We start from the raw sequence: 24,160 nt of genomic DNA on the forward strand, positions 1-24,160 counted from the left end.
TAAGGAGCGCGCATGTTTGGCTGGAAAGGAAAACTCCTGAGAATCGATCTTTCCACACACCTGATCAGGACAGAGGCGCTGCCGCCTCGCTTGATGAAGGAGTACATCGGTGGCCGCGGCATGTGCGCGCGGATCCTGTTTGATGAAATAGATCCCCGCATTGACGCTCTCAGCCCCGACAACAAACTCATCTTCGCGCCTGGCCCTTTAACCGGCACCGGTGCCCCTGCTGCGAGCCGCTATATCGTCTCGGCTAAATCACCCCTGAGCAACTGCGTGTCCAGTCCGTGTTGCGGAGGCTACCTGGCTGCGAACCTGAAATACTCCGGGTATGACCTCGTTATCTTCGAAGGCAGATCGCCGGAACCTGTCTACGCAAGTATCTGTGACGATCGTGTTGAGTTGAGGCCTGCACGCCACCTCTGGGGAAAGACAAGCCACGATACCGAAGAGGCGATTCGCGCTGAAATGAAGTCCGGCGACGGCCTGGACAACTGGGCCCTCAATGCTATGGGCATTGCCAATATCGGCCCTGCCGGAGAAAACCTGGTTCGGTTCGCGAGCATCATGGCTGACGGCGGACGCGCTGCAGGGAGATCGGGCCTTGGTGCTGTCATGGGCTCAAAGAATCTCAAAGCTATTGTTTCGCTGGGCAAGGGTCACGTTAATATAGCAGACGTAGAGGGTTTCCGAAAAGCAGTGATGGCTTTTTACCAGGAGGGGCGCGATAACGGAGAATTGCGGAAACGGAGAAGGTACGGCACGTGGTCGCTGCCCGGCCGTGCCAACGCCAGCAAGAGCCAGGCAACCTACAATTTCAAGGAAGGATACTCTGAAGCGTTTGCAAAATATGAAGATCCGGAAGTTATCCGCGACCTCATTCGCGTGCGGGATGAGGCTTGCTTTGCCTGCCCCTTCTCCTGCGGCAAGCGAAGCCGCATCAAGGATACAGACTACCCTCTGACCGCTAAAGGTCCCGAACACGAAACCATGGCTCTTCTGGGATCAAATTGCGGCCTTGAGTACATGGAGGACATCTGCAGGGCCAATTATATCTGCAACGAACTGGGCATGGATACGATCACCGCAGGCGCCATGATCTCCCTCGCAATGGAACTCTTTGAAGAGGGACATCTTCCGGAGAGAGAGATCGGCTACCCGCTTCCCTTCGGGAGCACAAATATGCTCCGCCTGCTGAACGAGATCGCTCTGCGGCAGGGAATCGGTGACCTTATGGCTGAAGGTGGTGTGGCGTTTGCGTCGCGGTATGGACATCCTGAGCTCTTCATGGGCGTCAAGGGCATGGGAATCCCTGCCTGGCATCCTCAGGCCTTCGATGCGCTCGGGCTTCAGTATGCCACCAGCAACACCGGCGGGAGCCACACAAAATCGACCATGCCATTTTATGAAGGTCGTAAGGATCCGGCGCGTTTTGTGGAGTTCACAAAAAAAGACCAGGATTACATTTCCGCTGCTGATTCAGGAGTCCTGTGCTGGATCATCTACCACGGACCGTTGTGGGGAGAAAAACTCGCGGAGTGGTTGACGTACGTGACAGGCGTGGAGCATACGGTGCAGGGAATGGATATCGTGGGGGAAAGAATCTGGAATCTCGAACGGTTATTCAACCTCAGGGCAGGCTTGACAGGTAAGGACGACTGTCTGCCGCCAAGGATAACGAGAGAACCCCGCGTTAAGAATCGTGTGGTTCAACTGGACAGGTTATTGGACGAGTACTACGCATCAAGGGGCTGGGACTCATCAGGTGTGCCTACCAGAGAAAAATTGCAGGAGCTGGGGCTGGAAGAGGAAGGGGCTTACGTGCTATGAGGATAAAGATAGATTACAAAGCATGTACCGGCTGTAAGCAGTGCGAGATAATCTGCTCCCTGGCACACACGAATACGATCAACCCTTGGCGCTCCAGGATACGCGTGTACGTCGGAGAAGAATTCTGTCTGCCGGTCATTGCTGGTCCCTACACCGAGGCTGCCTGCAACTCGAAAGGCATCACTATGGTGGATGGCGTGGAGGTAGACGCGTGTGTCGTCTGCAGGGCATCATGCCCAGTGAAATCGGTCTACAAGGAGCCTGATACCGGCATTCCCCTGAAGTGCGATTTTTGTGGCGAACCTCCGAACCCCCAATGCGTTCAGTGGTGCGCCCCGAATGCCTTGACACTCGTCGAAGATACGTAGAAAAATGCAACAGTATTTGAAGCCGACCTTCTTCATCGACTGCGATGCACCAAATGTCGCGAAGAAATCTATGGAACTCACTGCGGACACAGTTGATGAGCACGATAAAGCAATTCATCTCTTCATGTTCGTGCGGGATCAGATCAGGTATAACGTCTACACACCACGGCCTGAGGCTGAAGATTTCAAGGCAAGCCATGTCCTCGCACGAGGAGAGGGCTACTGCGTCCAGAAGGCAGTGCTGCTTGTTGCTCTCGCGCGTGCATCGCGTATTCCTGCCCGCCTCAGGTTTGCAGAAATTCGCCAACACCTTATTTCTCCATCGCTGCTTGAAAAGAGAGGAAGCAATATCTTCCCCTACCATGGGCTCGCCGATCTCAATATTCATGGACGCTGGATAAAGGCAACGCCCACCTATGACAGCCAGTACTGCAAGAAAGCGGGCGTCGAGCCTATTGAGTTCGATGGAACAAACGACGCGCTGCTTCCGCTTCGTGCTGTCGACGGAAGGCTGAATGTCGACTATATCAAAGACCGGGGGTTTTTCGAAGACCTCCCTCTGGACGAAATACGAAAGCACTCTGTCTCGTGGAAATACATAAAAACCTAGGGGTTGCTTTGAACTTTCGGCCGTTTTTTGCAGATAGCCTGAGACCCGCATTTCAATCTTCCTGAGGAAACTGCATCTTGTCTGACAAGAATGTGATTTTGATCCTTGCCACACTTAATACGAAAGGCGCTGAGGCCCTTTACCTGTGCGAGATGTTGAGAGGCCTCGGTGTAGAGCCTTTTCTTATGGATCTTTCAATGAAGCACGGGGACCAACTCGGAGCAACCGTTTCAGCTGATCAAGTCGCCCTGGCTGGCGGAAGCAGCCTGGAATTCGTGAGCGCGTCAAGGGATATGAGCAACAGTATGGACGTTATGACCAGCGGGGCTACCAACCTGGCGCGCACGCTCGTACAGAATGGCAAAATCGGTGGTGTTATAGGCATAGGGGGCTACACCGGGACGTTTATGATCACTGCGGTGATGCAGACCCTCCCCTTCGGATTGCCTAAGATCATGGTTTCGTCCGCGGCCGCGCTGCCCGGCCTCTCCAACCAGTTCCTTAAAACGAGTGACATCATGCTGTTTCACTCTGTGATTGAAATCTCAGGTCTCACAAATCCGGTACGGAATATTCTTGAGAGGGCTGTCCATGCAATGCGAGGCATGCTGGGCGGCCACATCGGCGCTCCGCTTTTCGACAAGAATAAAGCAATCGCCATGACCATGCTCAACATATGCGAGAACTGCGCCAGGTCAGTCCGGCTTGCAATGGAGAAAGAAGGCTACCAGGTCATCGGGTTCCACGCTGCGGGGATCAGCGACAGGGCCATGGAGGAGATGATTTTAGAAGGGCTGTTTCGAATGGTCATTGATCTTGCACCGGGTGGCGTGGGCGAACATCTGTACGGCTTCATGCGCGACGCCGGACCCCATCGATTGGAAGCCGCGGGAAAGGCCGGCATCCCGCAGATTGTATCCACGTGTGGCATCAACCATATCACACCATCAAGATCGATGACGGGGCCAAAATACAGCGAGCGCCGAACATACCAGCTTGACAGGTTCCGGACGTGGTTTCGAATGACGCCAGGGGAGTTGCAGGAAGTGTCCCACGTGTTTGCCGATAAGCTGAATCGTTCGTCGGCACCAGTGAGGTTCCTCATTCCCCTGCGCGGATGGTCCTCGATTGAATCACCGGGCAGCCCGACCTACGATCCTGAAGAGGATGCGCTCTTTACTCAAGGTCTGAAAAAGATGCTGAACAAAGAAATCAAAGTGATCGAGGTCGATGCCAACATGGAAGATCCTGCATTCTCAGCCGCGGTCATAAACGCTGCATTTGACCTGCTCAGGAACAGCCCGGCCAAGGGCTAAAGGAAAAGGGAGCAGGGATAAGGTTGCCTTTAGCCTTGTGCCTTTAGCCTTGTGCCTTTAGCCTTGTGCCTTGATCCTTTAGCCTGCATTTATAACAGAGCGTCGTCCTGCCAGCCCAGTTTCACCAATTCAATACGTGACAGATCACTCACGCCCAGGTGATACTTTGTGTCTGCAATGGTAATATGAATGGGCGGCACGTCGAGAGCTTTATCCTCGCCAAAAAACGCAATGCGCTTCCTCTTGAGCAGTTCTGCGCCGAGCGCATCCACAGCCACGGGATCGGTACCAACAAGCAGCCCCTTGTAGGGCCAGACATATCTCCTGTCGAAGAAGCTTGCACCTCTCCCGTAGAATTGAGGAGTCAACGCACAAAGCACATTCAAACGGGTCTTGCCTTTTACTATCGGCAATGTCCAGATCCTGCCCAGGTCTGAGCAAGCTTCGGGATGATATGCCGAGGGTTCCGGAACGAACTGGATGTAGTTCTTGAGGCAGGTCCCGACACCAGACCAGTGGTGCGTCCTCACGGGCCTGGCGTTCACCAGCGCTGTCGCGTTCTGGAATATCGGGTTGTTGAGGACACCTCGATCATCGATGGCGATTTTCTCCTGGGGTATGCCGATACTCACGAGACTTCTATGAATGGCCTTCTCAAGTTCTTTCGGCGTAGGCAGTCTGTTCCACGAGTTACTCTTGATACCCACTACATCTGATTTTTTGAAGAGCTTCTGCCAGGCTTGCGTCGGCTCGCTTTCCCCGAGCAGCGCCTTCACTGCCTGGTCAAGCATTGACTGCACAACCTCGCCATTAAAAGAACTGTCTGACGCTACCGCGTCGGCGTGGCGGATGAGAACCACTTTAGGGCGCTGTTGCTGTTGTGCGCTTGCCTCCCTGAGACTTCCCGCGCCAAGGGCGACGCCGGCAATAATCCCTGCCGTTCCTCTTAGAAAATCCCTTCGGGTAATCACTCTTTTTTCCTTCATTGGGCTTTTCCTCTCCCTTCTATGCTTATAGCCTTCAGCAAGCGGCCTGCCTCTGCCTCGGAAACCGCGCCAAACACGATTGCGACAAACATCTTGTCCTGCACGGCACCTGTCCATTTTCCATCTTCAGTCCTGACTATGCTCTTGTCATGCGCCTCGGGGAGATACGCTTTCTTAAAACTTGAAAGGCCATCAGCCGCGTTCTTCTCCGACGGATAACGGATAAGCAGCAGATGCATAAGGCCCTTACCCTTCCGGTACTCAGCAAGGGCTGCCTCAACATCCGGGCTCAACTGAAGAATATTCTGATGCGCTATGAAGTAGCGCTGATTGAGAAGCACATGGCTTCGAAAGAAATAGACGTTGTTCTTACTTAACCCGAAATCCTTATCGGGCAGGTAGCTGATGAGCAGCGGTTTTGCGCCCTCTCTTGAGATTGATTGAGCGATAGCCCGGCCGAGGCCCAGGATCGCTTTATCAACATTCTCGCCCTCCCCTTCTGCATTTACACTCACAAAGAAATTGCCTTTCCAGAACCTGAGCAGTCCGCCCCCGAATTCCGACCCCTGGCCTATGCCAACCTCTTCGTCCTGCCGCTCGAATGCGAATACGCCGTAAGCGTCTGCGGAAGAACCCATCTCGTACACGTCTGCGGTGAGAAGGGGCATACCTGCTTTCTCATATCGTCGTGTCAGCAGTCCGCGAAAGCCGTACGCCAGATAAAGTTCACCGGCACCGTCGATATACTTGTAGATTGTCTTGTTATCGTATCGCTCCTCTTTCCCATCCCATTTCCAGCCCTGAATTTCAATTGGGAGAACAAGTTCTGCGCCCATTGCCTCTTTCTCCGCAGCATACGTAGGATTTAAAAAGAAAAAGAATGCCAGCAAGCAAAAGACAACCAACGTGTAGACAACTCTGACAATTGCGTTGTGCTGCATGGCTCCTCTCACAAATCACTATACGCAGGCCAAAAGACTACTACAAAGGCAAATAGAAGGGCAAGCAAGCAGGGCAGCATTGTGATTGTTTACAAAGAAGACATTCTCGTGTAAATCTACTGAATGATTTTCTTGCAACTGGTACCGTTATGCGTGAAGGAGATTGAGGTTTTGCCGAGCTTCAATTCCGATGAATGGTTTATATGATAAAGGAGGAATCCATGGCCATACGTGTGGTGAGGTTGGGGAGTGAGAGAAGCGAAAATGAAGGCATCCGTATCGGGACCGTACGCCGTCCGCCGCGGGGTGTGCCTAAGGAAAAATTTGCTTCACTAAATTGGTACGATGTCTGGTTCCCTAACCTGGCGCCAAGCGTTGAGACAATGAAGCTGGGGCAAGCGGCGACAACTCCGGGTCTCTGGGCTGTCTTCACCAGGAAATACCGCGCTGAGATGGCAACGCCGGAGAGCACTCACGCGCTCGAGTTGCTTGCCGCGCTCTCTCACCAAACAGACTTCTCGGTTGGCTGCTACTGCGCAGATGAGTCGCACTGCCATCGGTCAATATTAAAGGCTCTGCTCATCGAAAAAGGCGCCAGTGTGAGGTAGCACGTCGACTTTTGAACACTCGCCCTATTCGTTTGGCGAAGAACTGCTCAGACAAACGATCCCGGAACTGCAGCGCGCTCACGAAAATGTCTCTGCACAGTGCGGACGTGAAATGAATGCGTGACCCGTGCATGTGTGGGTCGATAAAACCCCTCCCCCGGTCTCGCGCGGGGGAGGGGAACAGCGCCAAGATGCTACCACGAAATAGGATAGATGAACCTGAGCCAGATGGAATTTGTCATGGGTTGGTTCTTCGCCTCGACTCCAAACTGAGCCTTAAAGGTAAGACAACCTTTCGGCAGGTCGTAGGTGACTGCAGGCCCGGTTGAGAGGTAGTAGGCCTTATTGCCAGTCTCAGCGCCGGTGAACGGGTCTCGGGCAGTATGACCGTGTGAGTAGTCGTCCGTCGTCTGAACGCGGTAGTAACCGTTCGCGCCAAACCCCCAATTCTTGTAATGCCACCCTATCAGGTAATCCATGGAGAATTGCTGGCCCGACACATACGACGTCTCGGAATTCACGGTATTGATCCAGTACATCAGTTTGGCAGAGGCCTCGAAACCGTTGTCGGCCCTGTAGGTGAATCCCCAGATCGGATTGATGCTCCAGAAGTTGAGCCCGATATTCAGAACGTCGTTTCTGTTGTACTGGCCCGTGGGTGCAACAACGTCAAGCGCAACAAAGTGGTGAAAATTCTTGCTCGGATGCCATGCAATGCCCAACCCGGCCTCGATGTCGCCCAGTCCGTTCTTCGTCTGGCTCTGGCCAGCGAGACTCGCGTGGGCGTTGGCGAACGGGATGATCACATGGCCGATGAGGTTGCCGCCGAGCAGTGTGATGTTTGACACGTGCACAAACCGGGGTACCTCAGCGATAATCGCCAGGTCGAACCCGACTCGGGGACCACCTGGAAACAAGAGCCTCTGGCTATCGCCGTGGTTGTTCCTGAGCGAGCTGGAGTTGACAAAATCCATATAATTGAGTAAGTAGGTGCCGGGTGGAGGCAACGCTCCTGCCATGAAATCCTCGTTGCCGCCGGGATAGTGGTCCAATCCCTTTTCAAAAGCGCAAACCTGAGAGGCTGTAAAACCGATTAAGCCAAGGCAAGAGCATAAAACCACTGCAGCGATCGAAATGAATCTGTTTTTCATGTTCGTTCCCCCCTTTAAGCTGCATCCAATGGATTTCAATGCTGTTGTTTCCTTGACACAATTTCCTGCTCACCTCCTCTCTTCACCGACTCGGGAGCCGTAGGATCATTTCCCTCGGACCCCCGGATTCTTTTCTCCGCACCTGAAAGCCTTTCTGAATCGCTTTGATTCTACTTCAGCGCACTTGCCTGCGCATGTCAAGCTTTTTTTTGTTTTGCTTTTCCAAACGGAGCTTTTTTGATCTCGATTTGTACGTTCGATTGACAAGACGCACATAAGAGGGATACCCTAGGAGAAGAAGAGGAAGCCTGTGCATATCGGGGATAAAGAGCACATCGTTTCATTTCTCAAAAAAGACATCCTCAAGAACATGAATATGGTCTACTTCATGGAGGGGTATCCTATTTGCACTCTTCAGCAAATCAACAGCCACGTTCTCTTGAGGGGAGAAAGCGATCGCAACTGGGTCTATATAAGCGGCTCGCAAGACAGCGGTCTTGCCCGTGTCATTGACGCGCTCTCCGAAGAAGACAGATGTTTTGCCGCTATAGAGGACTGGATGTTTTCAGCAATCGTTCGCGGCAGGGAGCTTGCCTGGCGATTATCAGCCGTCAAATTAATTCTACCGGAAGAGACAACTTTTTCATCAGCGCCTCTTACCTGGATCACCCCCCTGTCACTCAAAGATGTCCCGCATATTTATGCGAGCTCTTTTTACAAGGCGCTCACTTCGCCCGAATATATCAGGGAACGCATTACTAGGGGTCCCAGCGCGGGCGTTTACGAATCGGGAGAATTGGTGGCATGGGCAATGACCCATGACGACTTATCCATCGGCGTCATGAATGTGCTTGAGCCGTACAGGAGAAAAAGGTACGCCTTCGACCTGACTGTCTATCTCATTGAGCAGGTACGCGCACTCGGGAAGATTCCTTATGTGCATGTAGAAGAAACAAACCTGACATCACTCGAGTTGGCACATAAGGTAGGTTTCAGGAAGGACCGAAGGCTCCACTGGTTTGAAATCAAGGGCGAGCAAAACAACACACCTTTGGGTCAGCGCATCCGCCGTTAATCCCGAATACCGCTTCGGCTGATGACGTGGATGCAGCGGGTTTACTGCATTTTATCGAACCAACCGCGTCGGTGTGTACCCTCTTCCGCAGATTCAACCATCGCTGTTTTTCCGTCGCGTGAACTGAGGTAGACCGTCGCATCATGGGGCGGCATCCCTATCTTGATGACAATCCTGTCTTTCTCAATCACGCCGGTGACTCTCTGCCAGCCGGGTTCGGCGCGCATGTATTTGCCCCAGGAATATATCGCAGTGACGCCTTCGGCAGTCAGCTTCTCAACTACGACCGTAGTTGTCTGCCCCGCCCCTCAGCATGCGAGCGCGCCTTGCCATGCACCCGACAATTTGGCTACTGCTGGGGAGATACCCGGTCCAGGCGGTTCGATCTTTATTTCATCGGGTAAAGGCGTAACAGTGCGCCAATCGGCCGCATAGACCGTCCCCGATAATCCTGCAAGACAGATGAAGAACGCGTAGACAAATACCGCAAGATCAAAATACGCTTCTCTTTTCACTTTGTTGTCCTCGTGTGCAAGTGTTTGACGAATTGTCCTCCTTTAGCCTCTATTTAACAGCATCGATAGCGATTGTCAAACAGGAATGAGCACGACTTAACCTGTACCCCTTCCGGGCTTATTACTTTTTTTTATGCGGCCATAAATTAATTTGCCTTGCTCGTAAAAAAGAACATGCTACAAGATAGATGAAGGGAAAGTCTTTTAAAGGAGGGAACATGCTTGAATTCGATGGAATCATCATCGGCGGTGGCCCCAATGGGCTGACGACTGCGTGTTACCTGGCGAAAGCCGGTCTGAAAGTAGCCGTTTTGGAGAGACGCTATGAAATCGGCGGCGGTCTGGCCACAGAGAATCTCCTGCTTCCGGGCATGCTCGTCGACAGTCATGCCATTTACCACATGATGGTCGATTATGCTCCGCCCATGCGAGACCTGGAACTCGAGACACGCTATGATCTCGGCTGGATTTATCCCGATGTCCAGGTCGTAATGCCTTTTCAAGACGGCTCGTATCTTGCCCTTTACAAAGATACGGAAAAGTCTGCCCGGTCCATAGCCAAATTTTCGGAAAAGGACGCTGAATCTTTCCGGAACTTCGTTGGATGGTCGGAAGAGGCAATGGATATCTTTCTCGCGCCAGCAAGCTACGTAAATCCGCTACCTAGTCTCGAGCAGGCTGCGAAGCTGGACTTGCATCCTGCAACCAAGTGGGACGACGAACTCACAGGATACACGCCCCGGCAAATTGTGGACTCATGGTTTGAAAACGACAAAGTCCGGGCGCTCTTCCTCTACCTTGCCACCATGTGGGGGATGGACTACGACCTCGAGGGTCTGGGCTACCTCGTACCGCTTATGATCAACAGAGGATGGCATTTCCGCCTCTCCCGCGGAGGATCCCACCACGTTGCCCACCTGATGGGAAAGTACATTTCAGAGCACGGCAGCAGGGTAATCAGCGGCTGCATGATCAAGCGCATAGTAATTGAAAAGGGCGAAGCAAAGGGTGTGGAGCTCGAGGATGGCACCATCATCAAGGCAAACAGGTTTGTGTGCAGTACCATCAATCCTCACCAGACCTTCTACGATTACGTAGGAAAAGAACACCTGGAATCTGAGCTGGTCACACGCCTCGATCAATGGCATTACTCAGATATGAGCTTCTTCACCGTGCACCTGGCTCTCACTGAACTTCCCCAATTCACAGCTCTCAAAGGTGACCCGGAACTCTCCAAATCGCTCATCTATGTCGTCGGGTATGAGAGTGAAGAAGATCTCGTCACCCACTTCGAACATTCAAAAAGGGGGGAGCTGAATGGCGGCGGTTTCAACTGCTGCTTCCCCTCGGTTCACGATCCCATCAGGGTCCATCGCCGCCCCGACAGTGCCGTGAAGCACATCGGTCTCATCTCGATGGAATGTGCTCCGTACAACCTGAAGAATGGCGGTCCGCAAGGCTGGATGCGTGTAAGAAGGCAGTATGCTGAGCAATGCAAGGCTACGTTGGGCAAATACGCTCCAAACATGAATGCGGATACTATAGCGTGGGACTACATCGGTACTCCTCTCGACACAGAAAACAAATTCCCTGATATGAAGCAGGGCTGCTTTAAACAGGGGGCGTACCTTCCTTTGCAGATGGGCTATTTCAGGCCGAATGAATATTGCAGTCAGCACGACGCACCCATCAAGAAGCTGTACCTCGCCGGGGCCTGCACGCATTCCGGCGGGATGATCACGTACGGTCCCGGCTTCTGCGCGGCGGAAAAGATAGTGGAGGATCTAGGGATCAAGAAGTGGTGGCCTGAACCCAGGGGCGTCAAAGAAGCCAGAGAAATAGGATTGTTCTAAAGAGGAGGAACCGATGTTTATACGATCAACAGGCCTTGGCAGAACGTTGCTCACAGCACGGGTAGCCAACATTCAGACGACTGATATGGTTCCTGCGACACTGGAACCATCGAAGACGGGGGCCACAGAACCCATGCGCATGCTCATGGTCATGGAAGTGGTTCACCCTGTACACTGGACAGTCCGCGCGTTCGTCGATCCCGCAGATTTGCGCAGGATGGCTAAGCTGGTGCTGACAAATCCGGCGCTGATCCTGCGGGGAATAAAATTTTTCTTCTCCAAGAGTCCGGTGTACGAAGAACCTGGAAAAGCAGAGATACCAATAGGAGCACCCGCCATGGCCCAGGCCGGATCAACACCCGCACAGGCATCGTTGGCCGGACCTGGTCCAGTGCCTCAGGCATCACCGCCCAAAGCCGGCCCGGGACCAATTCCACCAGCCCCTCCCAGGCATGGGCCGGGACCCATTCCACCGCGGCGATGAAGCACAAATATCAAGGAGGTCAGCATGCCGGACAAGAAATATGACGCGGTAATAGTTGGAGGCGGTCATCACGCCACAATCATAGCCTGTTATTTGGCGAAGGCTGGTCTCAAAACTGCCATGTTCGAGAGATGGCACGAAATGGGGGGCGGCGCCTGTGGCGAAGAATTACCGCTTCCAGGCTTTATCCAGAATCCGTGTGCGCATTTCACGCGCTTCTATGCGCATCCCGCCTATGCAGATTTCGACCTCAGAGAATATGGTCTTGTCTACACTTTTCCGGAGTACAACGAAGCATGGATCTATCCCAACGGGAAGTACATCCTGGGCAAAACCATCTTTCACGTGGTGGACCCGATGACCGGAAGGGCCGAATTTTCTGATGCCAACGCCCAATTCATGGTGGACGAGGTTGGAAAATTCAGCAAGCACGATGCGGGTGTCGTTGAAGATCTTATTTACAAGTACAAGAACAGGTGGAGAGCAGCATTCGGCGAGTATCGCTACACAGCGCCTGGCCAATGGGGCGAGAAAGACCCGCTGGAGCAGCTCTTCGACGACCCGAAGAACGGCATCGATCCGAAGTATGCAACCATGACAGTAGGAGAGATCGCCACAGACCTTTTCGAGAGTCCCGAGGTTCAGACGTTCTACATGAGAGCAATGCAAACATCAAACGGGCTCATGCCATGCGATCAGCCGGGTCTCTACTATCACATTCACGCCCTGGGCCTGGTCTTCTCGATGGATGCGGCTGCAATCGTTATAGGCGGAACCCACTCCATAACGCACGCCCTGCTTCGCGCGTTTGAAGCGCATGGTGGCGAGTTTTATGTGCTGAGTGAAGTCGAGAAAGTGCTGGTCGAGAACGGCGCTGCCAAAGGCATACGACTCAAGAATGGAACTGAGATCGCTGCCGATCTCGTGATCAGCGACCTCAGCGTTGAATTGACATTGGAGGCTTTGGGCAGAGAGTTTGTGCCTCCGGAAGTCTGGGCAAAAGCCCAGAAGCTCAAAGAGAAGCCGCCAAGAATGGAAGATACGGGATATGAGCGCACGCAGCTCTTCTGGGGCAACATCGCTCTCATGGAAGCGCCCAAGTACCCTATGAATAACGAACTTGGTATGGTACCGCGATTGTATTTTGGCGAGGCCGATCCTGACTACCTCTTGAGCGGCAAGTACCAGGAGGAGCGCTGGCAACTGGGCATAGCCAACAAGCTTTATCTTCTCGTTGCACCCGATTCGCAGTGGGACAGGACACGCGCTCCTGCCGGGAGATTCACTGCGCTTCTGGAGGAGTTCACCTGCCCGTGGCGAAATTTCTCAGAAAGAGAGTGGCTGAGGATGAAGCGGGAAATAGTCAAAAGAATGCTGAAGGAATGGCAAAAGTACGCACCCAACGTCACCGAGGAAAACTTTATTGAGGCCTTTATTACGACACCCGATGACGTGGTCAACCGAAACCCCTGCATGCCACAAGGTGGTTGGGGAGGACTCGACTCTGACCTGAGCCACCTCGGCAGGATGCGCCCTTTTGCTGAAATCTCCAATTATCGCATGCCGGTCAAAAATTATTACCTGTGTTCATCCGCAGCCCACTCTGCGCACGGCATCGGGCGTGGCAGCGGCTATAACTGCTACAAAGTGATAGCTGAGGATCACAGGTTAACTTACAAACCCTGGGAGGGAAGAGCGTTCTGACGTAAATACAGCGAGGAAGCGATCACGCGAATAAGTCTGAAGCGGCTATAACATCTTTTTTCTCGTTCCGTCATGCATGTTCGCGTCCTCGGTTCCTGGCTTGAACCCTTTATATAAAGGGGGAGTTGTGAAGCCTCATCCGGAATGTGGTGCCTGTCTGGTCCACTGGGTGTACGAGCGAGCCGCAGCCCATACACCTTCTGAGGACACCTCAGCGCTGATCAGACGGATCGTGGGAATACTCCTCGAAGAAACCTCGCCTACGGTCAACTTAGGGTCTCTCTGTAACAGCACGGTACATGGAGCTCTCGAGATGACACCTGCACTGGCTAAGCATTACGAACATCTGAAAGCCACGTCGAACAGGAACGCAGAACAGGTCCTCGGGAAGGCAGCAACCTACATACTGAACGCAGACACCGCGCGCTCGAGTCTTGAGCGGGCCTGTTTCCTTGCGGCAGCCGCAAACGTTTCGCCTCTCAGCGCACCTTCAGGCGCCTACACGTTTTCGGAAATGCGACCCTTCATGACTGAAGAAGGGACTCCGGTCATCGTGGGCCACGTGTACGAGGCGGTTAGGTCCTGCCGCCGCGTGCTTTACGTAACAGACAACGCCGGCGAAATTGGCTTTGATGCACTCGTCATCACGCAGCTCAAATCAATGGGTAAACATGTCACTCTCGTAGTCAAGGAAAAGACCTTTTTCGAGGATGCCACAACAAGCGACGCCCGTTTTTTTGCGCTCCAGGATCTGACCGATGAGATAGTCACCACGCCGGGCTTTTTGGTGCCCGGAGTTTTGGAACCCGCGGCAAAAGAGGCCTTTAGCAAGAGCGACCTCGTGATGGCTAAGGGGACAGGAAGCTACGAGGCCATGAAAGATGAGCTCGGACATACGTCTGCAGTATTCATGCTGAAAGTAAAGTGTCCGGCCATTGCCCGCGAGACAGGACTGGAAGTGGGAACAACCGTCGTGAAGCTCGAAGACGGCGGGTGAAGGAACCATGCGAAAGGGGATGATTGAATGAGATTAGAAGGGAAAGTCGCCATCGTGACTGGTGCTGCGAGGGGTCTCGGCAGAATCTTTTCCGTAGGGCTCGCCCGGGAGGGCGCCAGGGTTCTCGCAGCAGACAAGGACATGGAGGGGCTCGGGGAGACAGTCCTCAAGATCAGGGAAGCCGGGTCGGACGGCGATCTCCTTCAGATGGACGTCACCTCACGGGAACAGTCAGACAGAATGGCAAAGTTCGCGAAGGAGAGATTCGGCAGGATAGATATTCTGATCAACAATGCTGCGCTCTATGGCGGGCTCAAGAGAATGAATTTTTACGAGATTGACGAGAAGGAGTGGGACACCCTGATGGCCGTGAATGTCAAGGGTACGTGGTTGTCTGTCAGAGCTGTCTTTCCTTATATGAAAGAACAGGGCAAAGGAAAGATCGTGAACGTCGCGTCAGAGGTCTTCTTCACCGGATCTCACGGATTTGCCCACTATGTTGCCAGCAAGGGGGCCATTGTCGGTCTCACTCGCGCACTCGCTGTAGAACTCGGGCCTCACAACATATGCATCAATGCCATTGCACCGGGCTTCACCGATACGGAGGGGAGCAGGACTATCGCCGATGTGACTAAATACGACACCTCAAAAACCCCTCTGAGAAGGCTCGGCATGGCTGAAGATATCCTGGGTGCCGCATTGCTCTTCGCATCAGACGAGGCGGACTTCATCACCGGCCAGACGGTACTCGTTGATGGCGGAAGGGTCATGCACTAGTCCCAACGTGAAAGCGATGAAGCGAAGAAACCATGAAGGAGGGGGAATAAAAAGTTTCAGATTTCCGCGACCAGGCACTGCCAAACAAAAAAGGGGGAGTAATTATGAAAATGTACGATTGTGTACCGGGTCTGGAGTTCGATGAGAAAACAGATTTTGCAATATCTCCGTGCTGGTTCCAGGACGCAACACACTCAGTGCCGCCCTGGACGCCGATGTTCGGCTGGTTCTGGATCAACTTCTGCCGTCACGGTATGCAGTATGGAGCAGAGTCTCTGTCCCTGCCCACAGTAAAGGGATGGGACTGGAGGTTCAAGGACGGAGCGGGATATCTGGCGCTTCTTCTCGTCACTGACCCCAATGAAAGAAAAGCACGCGAAGAGCGCTTCAGGACGGCCATACGGCCGCTAATTGAAAATTTCGATGGCATCTGGCAGGGCTTTGTGGACGAGATCGTGGGTCGTTACGACAAACTGAAATCACTCAATCTCGACACCGCATCAAACATACAGCTCCTTGCCAACTTTGAGGAGACAATCGACACCTGCCGCCGCATGTGGGAAATACACATGTACATGATGTACGGCGTCTACACGGCATTTGTGCTGTTCGAGCAGTTGACCAAGCAACTCCTCAATATTGATGATACCAGCCCTGAATTCCACAGACTGACGAGCGGTTTCGATAACAAGAGTTTCCAGGTTGATAAAGGGCTCTTCGAGCTGGCGAGAATGGCGCAGGACATGGGGCTCAAGGAGACCTTTCTCTCAACACCGGGTGAAAAGCTGAAAAGTGTTCTCAGCTCTGCGCCCAAGGGGCAGGAGTTCGTGAAGAAGTTTGATGACTTTATGGAAAAGGAAGCGGGTTGGAGAATGGAACGCATGGCAGAGATCAATGTCCCAACCTGGCTTGAAGATCCAACTCCTGCTTTCAATGTCATCAAGATGAGCCTGGAACGAGGTGTGAGCTACAGCCTCGATGATGAGCGCAAGAAACGCGAGGCAGAGCGCATTGCAACAGAGAAGGAAGTGCTGGCAAAGATTGCGCCCGAACAAAGGAGCTGGTTCCAGATGATCTTGAAACTTGCTCAGAGCAGTTCACGGTTCAGTGAAGAGCACAATCATTACCTTGATCTCTACACCCACGCAATGATCAGAAGAAGCGCACTCGGGCTGGGAAGACGCTGGGCGCAGGCAGGTACGATAGATAAGGCCGAAGACATATTCTTCCTTATTCCGGATGAAGTCAGGAGAGCCGGTATCAATCCCGGCATGTTCGATATGAGGCCTATCGTCGAACGGAGAAAGGCTGACTGGAAGAGCTGGAACGAAAAAGGCAATCCCCCCATGATCATGAAGGAGGGCTTCGCCATTGAAGAAGCAATGAAAGCGCTGGTTGAGTCTCTCGATCCGATCGCGCTTAAGGTGGTCGTGGGTACTATGCCTGTCGCAAAACCGGAGTTGAAGGCAGACCTGTACGGGGTCTGCGGTTCACCCGGCGTTATCGAGGGTAAAGTCAAGGTGGTTTGGACGGAAAACGAGTTATCCAAGATTGAAAAGGGAGATATCCTCGTAGCGCCCACCACGTCGCCGAGCTGGACACCTGTCTTCTCACTTCTTGGAGGGGTGATTGTGGATAGAGGTGCGAGTTTGTCACACGCTGCCATCGTGGGCAGAGAGTTTGGCATCCCGGTCGTGATGAACGTGTTCGAAGGAACGAAAGTGCTGAAAGACGGCATGAACGTCAGGCTTGATGCGAACATGGGCACGGTCTTCATACTCAACAAATAGAGGGCTGAAAGGCCTCACACCGGTCAGCATAGGGCGTGGAGGGAAAAGGGGAGCAGAGTGGCGCAACGACAAAATGCCGGCTGGTGTGAGGCTCGGGGGAGTGCGATGGAACATAAGGAAATCTACTGGCTCGATGAGCTGTCAAAGGAATACAACGATGTCGTTGGAAAGAAGTGCGCCAATCTCGGAGAACTCATAAGCCTGGGGCTGCGCGTGCCTTATGGCTTCGCTCTCTCCGTTAAGGCTTACGAGCACTTCATGGAAAGCACCGGGCTCAAAGATACGGTGCGCAGGATTGTTGAAGAGGCAATGGTTTCTGGTCTCGATGTTGAACAAGATGTCGGGAAAATGATGGAGACGAGCGCCCGCATAAGAGAGGCAATTGAGGCAAGCCCGATGCCTTTGGATCTTGCTGGGGAGATAAAGCGTTACTATTCCGGGCTCCAGAAGAAGGTGGGGATCGACAATGTTGCTTGCGCGGTGCGCTCCAGCGGGGCTGTCAGTATGCCCGGCCAGATGGAGACATATCTGAATATTGCAGGAGAAGAAGCCATCATTGAGCACATCAAGAAAGTATGGGGCAGCGCCTTTACCACCAGGGCCATTGCTTTTCGGATACAGCAGAATATGCCCGTTTCGTGGGCGCCTATCGGGGTGGCTGTCATCATGATGATCGAGGCGAAGTCGGCGGGCGTTATCCTGACGGTTCTCCCGAATATCGGCGACACGGAACGTGCAATTGTCGAGGGCAACTTCGGCCTTGGAGAGAGTGTCGTCAGCGGCGAGATCACACCCGATAGCTTCGTGGTTCATAAGCGGGAAATGAACATTGAATCCAAAACAATTTCGGAAAAGACAAAGATGGTCGTCTATGGCGAGTGCGGTACGCGTCTTTGCGATATCTCCGACGATCTCAAGAATGAGCCCTGTCTCGAGGTATGTGAAATCCTCGAAATTGTGAAAATCGCCAAGGACGTGGAAGATCACTTCGGCGCTCCGCAAGATATGGAGTGGGTGGTCGACAAGCGATTTTCCTTCCCGGAAAGTATCTTCTGGGTTCAGGCAAGAGGTGCAAAATACACCAAGAAAGAGGTGCATAAAGACGAGGAGTACGTCATCGATCTTATGCTGCAATTGTTCAGGAAATAAGAGTCGATTCTGCCGACACTTCAGGAGGGGCTATGGCTATACTGTTTGCGCAATACTGGGATGTGGTTGAGAATAAGGAAGCAGAGTACCAGGAATTCATACTGAGCAAGTATATTCCTACCTACGAGAAGACAGGCTTGCGTCTCGCCGGAGCGTACTATGTGGTGGTCGGCGCAGGCCCGCGTATCGTGGGTGTGTCTACGACAGACGACCTCCTCGCCTTTCAGCAGGCCCTCGGGTCTGACGAATACGCGCAACTTCTCGAGGAATTGTTCCCTCTTATCAGAAATTATTCGAGCAAGCTCTATGTATCCTACGGTCCGATAAAAGTTGAACGCTACGATATTCAGGTAGGCGTGTGGAAACTTAACCAATATTTCAACATTCTTCCCGGCATGGAAAAGGCTTACAGGCAATTCCTGGAGACGGAATTCATCAGCGGCATGGAAGAGCTTGGTGTGAGAATTACGAACATATGGAAAGCGGTCATAGGGTCCGGACCATTCATTCTCGTGGAAGGTACAAGCGGCAAACTGGAGGAGATTGCGAAAGCGATCGACTCGGATGAGTACCGCATGCTCACGAGGACTCTCAAGTCAAGATACGTAATGGATTACCAGAGCAGGATCCTTGCGCCGACCAGAAGAGTGGAACTCCCGTACTTCATTAGAGGGCTCACAGCAGGACTGTAAGAACAGGAAAAAGATGAAGAAGGTAGAGGTAAAGACTAAAGCAAAGGTTAAGAGAAACGCCGCATGCGCAGACTCTGTCTCTATCTGCCTTTCGCTCTTCTTACCTCTACCTGCTATTCGTTCTTACCGGCAGTCTCTCTGGAGGTCACATGTCAACTGTATTGCTCCTCAGCAGCCTTGACACAAGATATGACGAAACATTGTACGCAAAAAGCCTCATCGAAGAGCACGGCTGTGTTGTGATCCTGATGGACGTATCCATGGGTACACATCGAGAAGGAGAGGCCGATTACAGTTGCGTGGACGTGGCTAAGGAAGCCGGAATCGACTTTGATGTGATTCAAGCGAGCAAGGGTACGTCAGAGCCGATGGATCATATGGTCCGGGGCGCAACGAGCATTGCTCAGAGGCTCCGCAAAGAAGGCTCTATCGACTGCATTGCGGGCCTTGGGGGCGCCAGCAACACAACGTTCTTCTCCCGCGTGATGAGACAGCTCCCCTTCGGTTTTCCCAAGATCATAGCTTCCAGTTCAGCCGCTATGCCGATGTACGCCGGGCGATATTACGGGTACAAGGACATCACTATTTTTCACTCCTGTGTCGATATAAACGGAATGAACCATTTCGTGAAGGACGTTATTCAGCGCTTCGCCGCCATGGTAGCCGGCGTCAACAAACGCGGCAGCACTGAGCAATTGTGGGGTCGGAACCAGATAGCCATGGCAGAGTTTCAGTTTTGCGAAGTTTGCGCAAGGCGGGCAGCGGCGATACTGGAGAGAGAAGGCCTCGAGGTGATACCCTTCCACGCCAATGGCGTTGGAGAACGTGTCATGGAGGAGATGGTTGTAGATGGTCTTTTCCAGGGGCTGGTGGACCTTTCTCCTGCGGGCCTGTCAGAGGCAATTCTCGGAGGCAACCGGAGTGCCGGGATGGAAAGGCTTGCAGGAGAGCTTTCAGCACCGATCCCTATCGTCATGACCCTATGCGGCTTAGACATGTTCAGCTGCGGACCGTACGAGCGAAGGCTCACGGACCCCCTCTGGAAAGAGCGTGGTATAGAAAAAAGAAAACTCTATATACAGGATGAGATGCGAGTCCAGGCCCGCACATCAAAAGATGAACTGATGATAACAATAAAAGCCTTGGCCGAAAGATTGAATGCGGCAAAGGCGAGAGTATCTCTTCACATCCCCCTGCGCGGCTTCTCATCCCTCAGTGTTGAGGGGATGCCCCTGTATGACCCGGAACTGGATGCATTCCTTATCCGCACGTTGAAGAACTCATTGCAGAATGACAACGTCGAATTTGTAGAACTCAATTGCTCCATCATGGACGAGGCTTTTGCGCAGGCTGTGGCACAACGCTTCTTAGTGATGCTGCGAAGCAAAGGTTGAAAGGGTCAGCTCGGTAAAGCCCTTCGCGCTTGGGCTCAGTACCGGCCCGGCCAAAAAGACCAGCTGGACCTCTATGAAAATCGGGGGGCTCTGGACGTTCAATACCCTGAGCAGCCCTTTTTCCAGTTCGTCCCGCACGACAGCTGGAAAAATCAGCGCAATTCCCTTCCCGGCCAGGAGAAATTTTTTTATCATCTCGGGGTTTTCCGCTTCGAGAGTGATCGTCGGAGTTATCCCGCTTTTTTCGAATATGTCCAGTACGGCGAGTCGCGTCGCAGAGCCTTCCCCCTGAACGATGAATGGCTGACGAAGCAGCTCCTGCAGCGGTATGTGATTCCTGTGCGCAAAAGGATGGCCGCTACTTGCGACGAACTCCATCTTCTCGCTGGAAATCGTATGTGCCGTGAACTTAGGGCCAAGAGGTACCTTCGGGATGATGGCCAGGTCGTGTTTGAGTTCAGATATCTTCTGAATTATCTCATGGGACGGCCCCTCAGTAACGCTGATCTGAATGTTTGGGAAGTGCTCACTGAACATATTAACGAGCGTTGGAAGATAGGTTTGTGCGATCGACCGCGCTGCGCCCAGCCGAAGTATCCCTTTCCTGCTCTCCTTGAATGAAGCCATCTCGTACTCGATCTCTTTGGATCGCTTGTATATGTCTTCAGCCATGGGCAGAATCTGCCTGCCCGCTTCCGTAAGTTGCAGGTCCTTGCCGGTGCTCATGAAGAGCTTGACGCCGAACTGTCGCTCAAGGCACTTGATCTTGGTTGTAACAGCGGGCTGCGTGAGGAAAAGCTGTGCAGCAGCTCCGCTGAAGCTTTTCGTTTTTGCCACAAAAAGAAATGCAAGAAGATTGTCCAGGTTTACTTTTACGTTTTCCATTTTTTTTGCATCAAGTCAAACAGGTATTCACTCGCCAGCCGGGCAAAGCGCGGATCTTCAAGCGGAAGATCGACCTCGATCACGTGAGCCGGGTCCCAGTATTTCATTATCTGTTCTCTGAATGCACCTATCAGTTCCTCATCGTAGAACCCGCCCCCTCGAACACCGGGGCCGGACCAGCCGCCAAGCGGCAGGAGGAGAAGAGCATGCTCAGGGCGGGCCTTCTCCACGATTGGCCCCAGCCATTTCGCGACTTTGATAACTTCCTTCACAGTGGCACTGACTCCCACCCTGTAATCATGCCTGTATATCTTTCTGTTCGCGAAAGCCCTTGGCAGCCGGCCATCGTCAAGCACGTAGGCGATGAAATCAAGTCCGCCGGGTGCCATTACCGCTGGAACGTCTTGAGAGAGATACGACGAGACCCTTCTTTCGTCCAACCTGCCGCAAGACCCACGAGCCACATGGTCGAGAACATCGTGAAGCGTCAGGTCGAGCATTCCACTGAAAAAGCCCTTCTCCGCCAGCTCTCCCATGGCCATGGTGCTTTCACCGATTGCATGGAACGGCACCAGATGGCATTCGTTTTGGTCCCAGAAGGCCTTTGCACCCGGGAGGAATCCGGATGTGATGCCGAAGTTTGTTATGGCGATGGCTGGTTTATCGAGATGCGGGACGCCTTCCTCCATGGAAGTCAGCAGCGCGACACAGTTCTTGAGAATCGTCTCGCTGAGCGGATTTCTCCACGCGAAATCACACGGCGCCTGCACATAGACAATGTCTTTGTGTGTCCTTAGAGCGGTCAGGCTGTTGGCAATCATGGTCGAAACAATCACTTTCGGGACCATCAGCGGAATATCAGCCATGATCTGCCCCGACATCCAGAGATTGGTCCCGCCGCCGACGGAGAGTACCCCCGATATATGCTCCCTTTTGGCCGTCTGTGCGAGCTTCTTCCTCGCCTCTTCGACGATGCCGGACAAGGCGGTGTCTCTGTCCTGGGTTGTTTTCGTCGCTGAGAGGTCGAGCTTGATGGGGGTATGGTTTCTCTTTGCCAGTTCCTGGCAGACGAACTCCAGTTCTTCGCCTTTCGTGTTCCATGTGCCAATCACAACGAAGTTGGCCATTGACCAAAGCATAGCAGATTCTGCAAATAAAGATTACAGATATTTTTTGCAGAGCCCGGTATAAAAAGATGGCGATAGTGTGGTAATGTGAAGAATCCATGAGCAAGTTTTACCTCGACAAGAGCTATTATGCGGATAGGCCTGCGAAGTGGGTGAGCTTTGAGACCACACCAGGACTGGAAGAAACGAAAAGGGACATCTATGGCAAGTGCGTGCCCTGCATAGTCAACCTTTATGAACAGCTACAAGCGCGCAGAACCGAGATATATCTGGGACAGGCACACGACTGTTGGAAGGTGGTGGCAGTGCTGGCAAGCGACGAGGAATGCGTTCAGGTGCTCGCAGAGTTTGAAAGAGAATTTCTGAAGGACCAGAAGATAAAGGGCAGGTTTGGCTCCGGCGACGCAGAAAAACAAACGCGAGTCATTGTTTTTTCGGCGCAGAATGAAAAAGAAAAGAATCTTCTATTCGAACAAGTGAGCGCCTGCGCCGGGCGGGTCAATCGGGATGCCCGAACATCGTTTCATCGAGGCTGTGCCGAGTTGTATCACGAACTTTTCGGAGACTGGAAGGCGTGGCGACAGACTGAGACCCTCAAGAAACCGGAGGCGGTGAAGGAAATCATCGACAGGATACGCAAGATGCTTTTCTGGGAAAAAGGAGAATAATCGTTAAGAGACTTGTTCCGAGTTGCGTGTTCCGCGTGATGAGTTGAATATCAAGGATCGCACCTTCACGAGTTGCTACCCGGCTCCCAGGGAATCGCTGGCAGATGTCGAAGGGGGAAGATATGGAACTAGACAAGAACGACGATGACGTGTATCGGAGGCTTGTGAAACACCTTGCCGCATTGGGCATGGGCTACCCGGAAAAAGATGAATTGATCGATATATTGAAGGAAAATTTTTCTCCGGAAGAAGCAGAGATCGCCCTGGCAATCCCGAGCAGGGTGATTCCCTTTCAGCCGGTCTCCGTGTCGGAGATCTCTCGCCACGTCCGCATGGAACCACAAGAGCTGGACCGGAACCTGGCTCTGCTTGCCGATAGGGGTCTTCTTTTTTCAAAAAGATTGACTGATGGCACCATGGGCTACGCGCTGCAGCAGTTCGGTTACGGATTCCCGCAGACTTTTTTGTGGGCAGGCGCTCATACGCCCTTCTCCCGGAAAATGGCACAGATGGTCGTCAGGTACTCCAAGAGGGAGGAAATCAGGAAAGCGTACGGTGAAACCCGCACCAAGGCCATGCGCTACGTACCCGCGAGTATGAGTATTGATCCCCACTCGCATGCTGTGTTCCCGTTCGAAATGATGGAAGAGCTCATCGACAGGGTACAGGTCATAGCAGTGGCTCATTGCCCGTGCAGGATGACTGCTGACTTGATCGGTAAAAGAAAGTGCAGCCACGAATTGGAGGTCTGCATCAAGTACGATGACCTTGCCCAGTACCTGATCGACAAAAAAATAGGAAGAGAGATTTCACGACAGGAAGCCATCGAGATCACGAGACGCTGCGAGGAAAAAGGGCTTGTGCACCTTGTCGATAATGCCAGGGAAGGCATACGCCACACGTGCAACTGTTGCGGATGCTGTTGCTGGTCGGTGGGGTCTGTCAAGAGAAGAACCATTCCGCGCGACGTGCTTATGGCCACGTATTTTATCAGGAAAACCGATCAGGAGAAGTGCACCATGTGCCGTGCGTGCGTCGATATATGCCCGGTCAACGCCATCCGTTTCGAAGAGGACATGTGTGTGGTCGATACCGATTGGTGCATAGGGTGCGGCGTCTGCGCCCCAGTCTGCCTCACTGGCGCGGTCAGCCTCGTCCGAAAATCAGATGCCATCCCGCCCAAAGACTTCAACGAACTGCACGAGATGATCTTGCGAGAACGTACCCTCTGACAGTCTGC

24 protein-coding genes are annotated in these 24,160 nt (G+C 52.9%); 17 read left to right on the forward strand and 7 right to left on the reverse strand.

Going from position 1 to position 24,160, the window contains the following annotated elements:
* Positions 1–12: 12 nt before the first annotated feature.
* The 4 genes from VMT71_17345 (at position 13) to VMT71_17360 (ending at position 4,124) form a co-directional block, all read left to right on the forward strand.
* Complete coding sequence (locus VMT71_17345) at positions 13–1,830, forward strand: aldehyde ferredoxin oxidoreductase family protein (GenBank protein HVN25735.1); 1,818 nt, start codon at positions 13–15, stop codon at positions 1,828–1,830.
* Entirely contained in the window at positions 1,827–2,198 is a 372-nt protein-coding gene (locus VMT71_17350) for a hypothetical protein (GenBank protein ID HVN25736.1), read from the forward strand. Before VMT71_17345 ends, VMT71_17350 begins: the two co-directional genes overlap by 4 nt.
* A gap of 4 nt (positions 2,199–2,202) precedes the next feature.
* The gene (locus tag VMT71_17355) at positions 2,203–2,808 is read left to right on the forward strand and encodes a transglutaminase family protein (GenBank protein HVN25737.1); all 606 of its coding nucleotides are present in this window, start codon (positions 2,203–2,205) and stop codon (positions 2,806–2,808) included.
* Positions 2,809–2,885: 77 nt separating this feature from the next.
* Positions 2,886–4,124 carry a Tm-1-like ATP-binding domain-containing protein gene (locus tag VMT71_17360; protein ID HVN25738.1) on the forward strand — a complete coding sequence of 413 codons (1,239 nt, stop codon included), beginning with the start codon at positions 2,886–2,888 and terminating at the stop codon, positions 4,122–4,124.
* Positions 4,125–4,213: 89 nt separating this feature from the next.
* Here the strand turns inward: VMT71_17360 and VMT71_17365 are convergent, their stop codons facing one another.
* Positions 4,214–5,110, reverse strand: a complete 897-nt coding sequence (locus tag VMT71_17365) for a DUF362 domain-containing protein (protein ID HVN25739.1) — start codon at positions 5,108–5,110, stop codon at positions 4,214–4,216.
* On the reverse strand, positions 5,107–6,051 hold the full coding sequence (locus VMT71_17370) for a DUF6599 family protein (protein HVN25740.1): 945 nt from the start codon (positions 6,049–6,051) through the stop codon (positions 5,107–5,109). Before VMT71_17370 ends, VMT71_17365 begins: the two co-directional genes overlap by 4 nt.
* 221 nt (positions 6,052–6,272) lie before the next feature.
* Here VMT71_17370 and VMT71_17375 point away from each other — a divergent pair, with 221 nt between their 5' ends.
* The gene (locus VMT71_17375) at positions 6,273–6,659 is read left to right on the forward strand and encodes a DUF488 family protein (protein ID HVN25741.1); all 387 of its coding nucleotides are present in this window, start codon (positions 6,273–6,275) and stop codon (positions 6,657–6,659) included.
* A gap of 194 nt (positions 6,660–6,853) precedes the next feature.
* Here the strand turns inward: VMT71_17375 and VMT71_17380 are convergent, their stop codons facing one another.
* On the reverse strand, positions 6,854–7,810 hold the full coding sequence (locus tag VMT71_17380; protein HVN25742.1) for a transporter: 957 nt from the start codon (positions 7,808–7,810) through the stop codon (positions 6,854–6,856).
* Positions 7,811–8,120: 310 nt separating this feature from the next.
* On the opposite strand from VMT71_17380, the gene VMT71_17385 reads away from it, so the two are divergent.
* The gene (locus tag VMT71_17385) at positions 8,121–8,885 is read left to right on the forward strand and encodes a GNAT family N-acetyltransferase (protein ID HVN25743.1); all 765 of its coding nucleotides are present in this window, start codon (positions 8,121–8,123) and stop codon (positions 8,883–8,885) included.
* A 41-nt stretch (positions 8,886–8,926) separates the two neighbouring features.
* Here VMT71_17385 and VMT71_17390 read toward each other — a convergent pair whose 3' ends face one another.
* Together VMT71_17390 and VMT71_17395 are read right to left on the reverse strand one after the other, a co-directional pair.
* Positions 8,927–9,112, reverse strand: a complete 186-nt coding sequence (locus VMT71_17390; protein HVN25744.1) for a hypothetical protein — start codon at positions 9,110–9,112, stop codon at positions 8,927–8,929.
* A gap of 81 nt (positions 9,113–9,193) precedes the next feature.
* On the reverse strand, positions 9,194–9,400 hold the full coding sequence (locus tag VMT71_17395; protein HVN25745.1) for a hypothetical protein: 207 nt from the start codon (positions 9,398–9,400) through the stop codon (positions 9,194–9,196).
* 218 nt (positions 9,401–9,618) lie between these two features.
* Between VMT71_17395 and VMT71_17400 the strand changes: the two genes are divergently transcribed.
* From VMT71_17400 to VMT71_17440, 9 genes are all read left to right on the forward strand, one after another.
* Positions 9,619–11,253 (forward strand): NAD(P)/FAD-dependent oxidoreductase, encoded by a 1,635-nt coding sequence (locus VMT71_17400; protein ID HVN25746.1) that lies wholly within the window; start codon positions 9,619–9,621, stop codon positions 11,251–11,253.
* A gap of 13 nt (positions 11,254–11,266) precedes the next feature.
* Complete coding sequence (locus VMT71_17405; protein HVN25747.1) at positions 11,267–11,737, forward strand: hypothetical protein; 471 nt, start codon at positions 11,267–11,269, stop codon at positions 11,735–11,737.
* A 24-nt stretch (positions 11,738–11,761) separates the two neighbouring features.
* Positions 11,762–13,441 carry an NAD(P)/FAD-dependent oxidoreductase gene (locus VMT71_17410; GenBank protein HVN25748.1) on the forward strand — a complete coding sequence of 560 codons (1,680 nt, stop codon included), beginning with the start codon at positions 11,762–11,764 and terminating at the stop codon, positions 13,439–13,441.
* Positions 13,442–13,568: 127 nt separating this feature from the next.
* Entirely contained in the window at positions 13,569–14,438 is an 870-nt protein-coding gene (locus VMT71_17415) for an ARMT1-like domain-containing protein (GenBank protein HVN25749.1), read from the forward strand.
* A 27-nt stretch (positions 14,439–14,465) separates the two neighbouring features.
* Entirely contained in the window at positions 14,466–15,215 is a 750-nt protein-coding gene (locus VMT71_17420; GenBank protein HVN25750.1) for a 3-oxoacyl-ACP reductase family protein, read from the forward strand.
* Positions 15,216–15,319: 104 nt separating this feature from the next.
* Positions 15,320–17,005, forward strand: coding sequence for a PEP-utilizing enzyme (locus VMT71_17425; GenBank protein HVN25751.1), 1,686 nt, complete (start codon positions 15,320–15,322; stop codon positions 17,003–17,005).
* A 105-nt stretch (positions 17,006–17,110) separates the two neighbouring features.
* Complete coding sequence (locus VMT71_17430) at positions 17,111–18,154, forward strand: PEP/pyruvate-binding domain-containing protein (GenBank protein HVN25752.1); 1,044 nt, start codon at positions 17,111–17,113, stop codon at positions 18,152–18,154.
* 32 nt (positions 18,155–18,186) lie between these two features.
* Positions 18,187–18,846: a hypothetical protein gene (locus VMT71_17435; protein ID HVN25753.1), complete on the forward strand. Its 660-nt coding sequence runs from the start codon at positions 18,187–18,189 to the stop codon at positions 18,844–18,846.
* Positions 18,847–18,995: 149 nt separating this feature from the next.
* Positions 18,996–20,240 carry a Tm-1-like ATP-binding domain-containing protein gene (locus tag VMT71_17440; protein HVN25754.1) on the forward strand — a complete coding sequence of 415 codons (1,245 nt, stop codon included), beginning with the start codon at positions 18,996–18,998 and terminating at the stop codon, positions 20,238–20,240.
* Here VMT71_17440 and VMT71_17445 read toward each other — a convergent pair.
* Together VMT71_17445 and VMT71_17450 are read right to left on the reverse strand one after the other, a co-directional pair.
* Entirely contained in the window at positions 20,214–21,125 is a 912-nt protein-coding gene (locus VMT71_17445) for a LysR family transcriptional regulator (GenBank protein ID HVN25755.1), read from the reverse strand. The two genes, VMT71_17440 and VMT71_17445, sit on opposite strands and share 27 nt — an antisense overlap.
* Complete coding sequence (locus tag VMT71_17450) at positions 21,113–22,264, reverse strand: Tm-1-like ATP-binding domain-containing protein (GenBank protein ID HVN25756.1); 1,152 nt, start codon at positions 22,262–22,264, stop codon at positions 21,113–21,115. The genes VMT71_17445 and VMT71_17450 overlap by 13 nt, the downstream gene beginning before the upstream one ends.
* An 86-nt stretch (positions 22,265–22,350) precedes the next feature.
* On the opposite strand from VMT71_17450, the gene VMT71_17455 reads away from it, so the two are divergent.
* Positions 22,351–22,920: a hypothetical protein gene (locus VMT71_17455; GenBank protein ID HVN25757.1), complete on the forward strand. Its 570-nt coding sequence runs from the start codon at positions 22,351–22,353 to the stop codon at positions 22,918–22,920.
* 122 nt (positions 22,921–23,042) lie between these two features.
* Positions 23,043–24,152: a 4Fe-4S binding protein gene (locus VMT71_17460; GenBank protein HVN25758.1), complete on the forward strand. Its 1,110-nt coding sequence runs from the start codon at positions 23,043–23,045 to the stop codon at positions 24,150–24,152.
* Positions 24,153–24,160: the final 8 nt, after the last annotated feature.

The sequence above is a fragment of the Syntrophorhabdales bacterium genome, from assembly GCA_035541455.1.
Taxonomy (GTDB): Bacteria; Desulfobacterota; Syntrophorhabdia; order Syntrophorhabdales; family WCHB1-27; genus JADGQN01.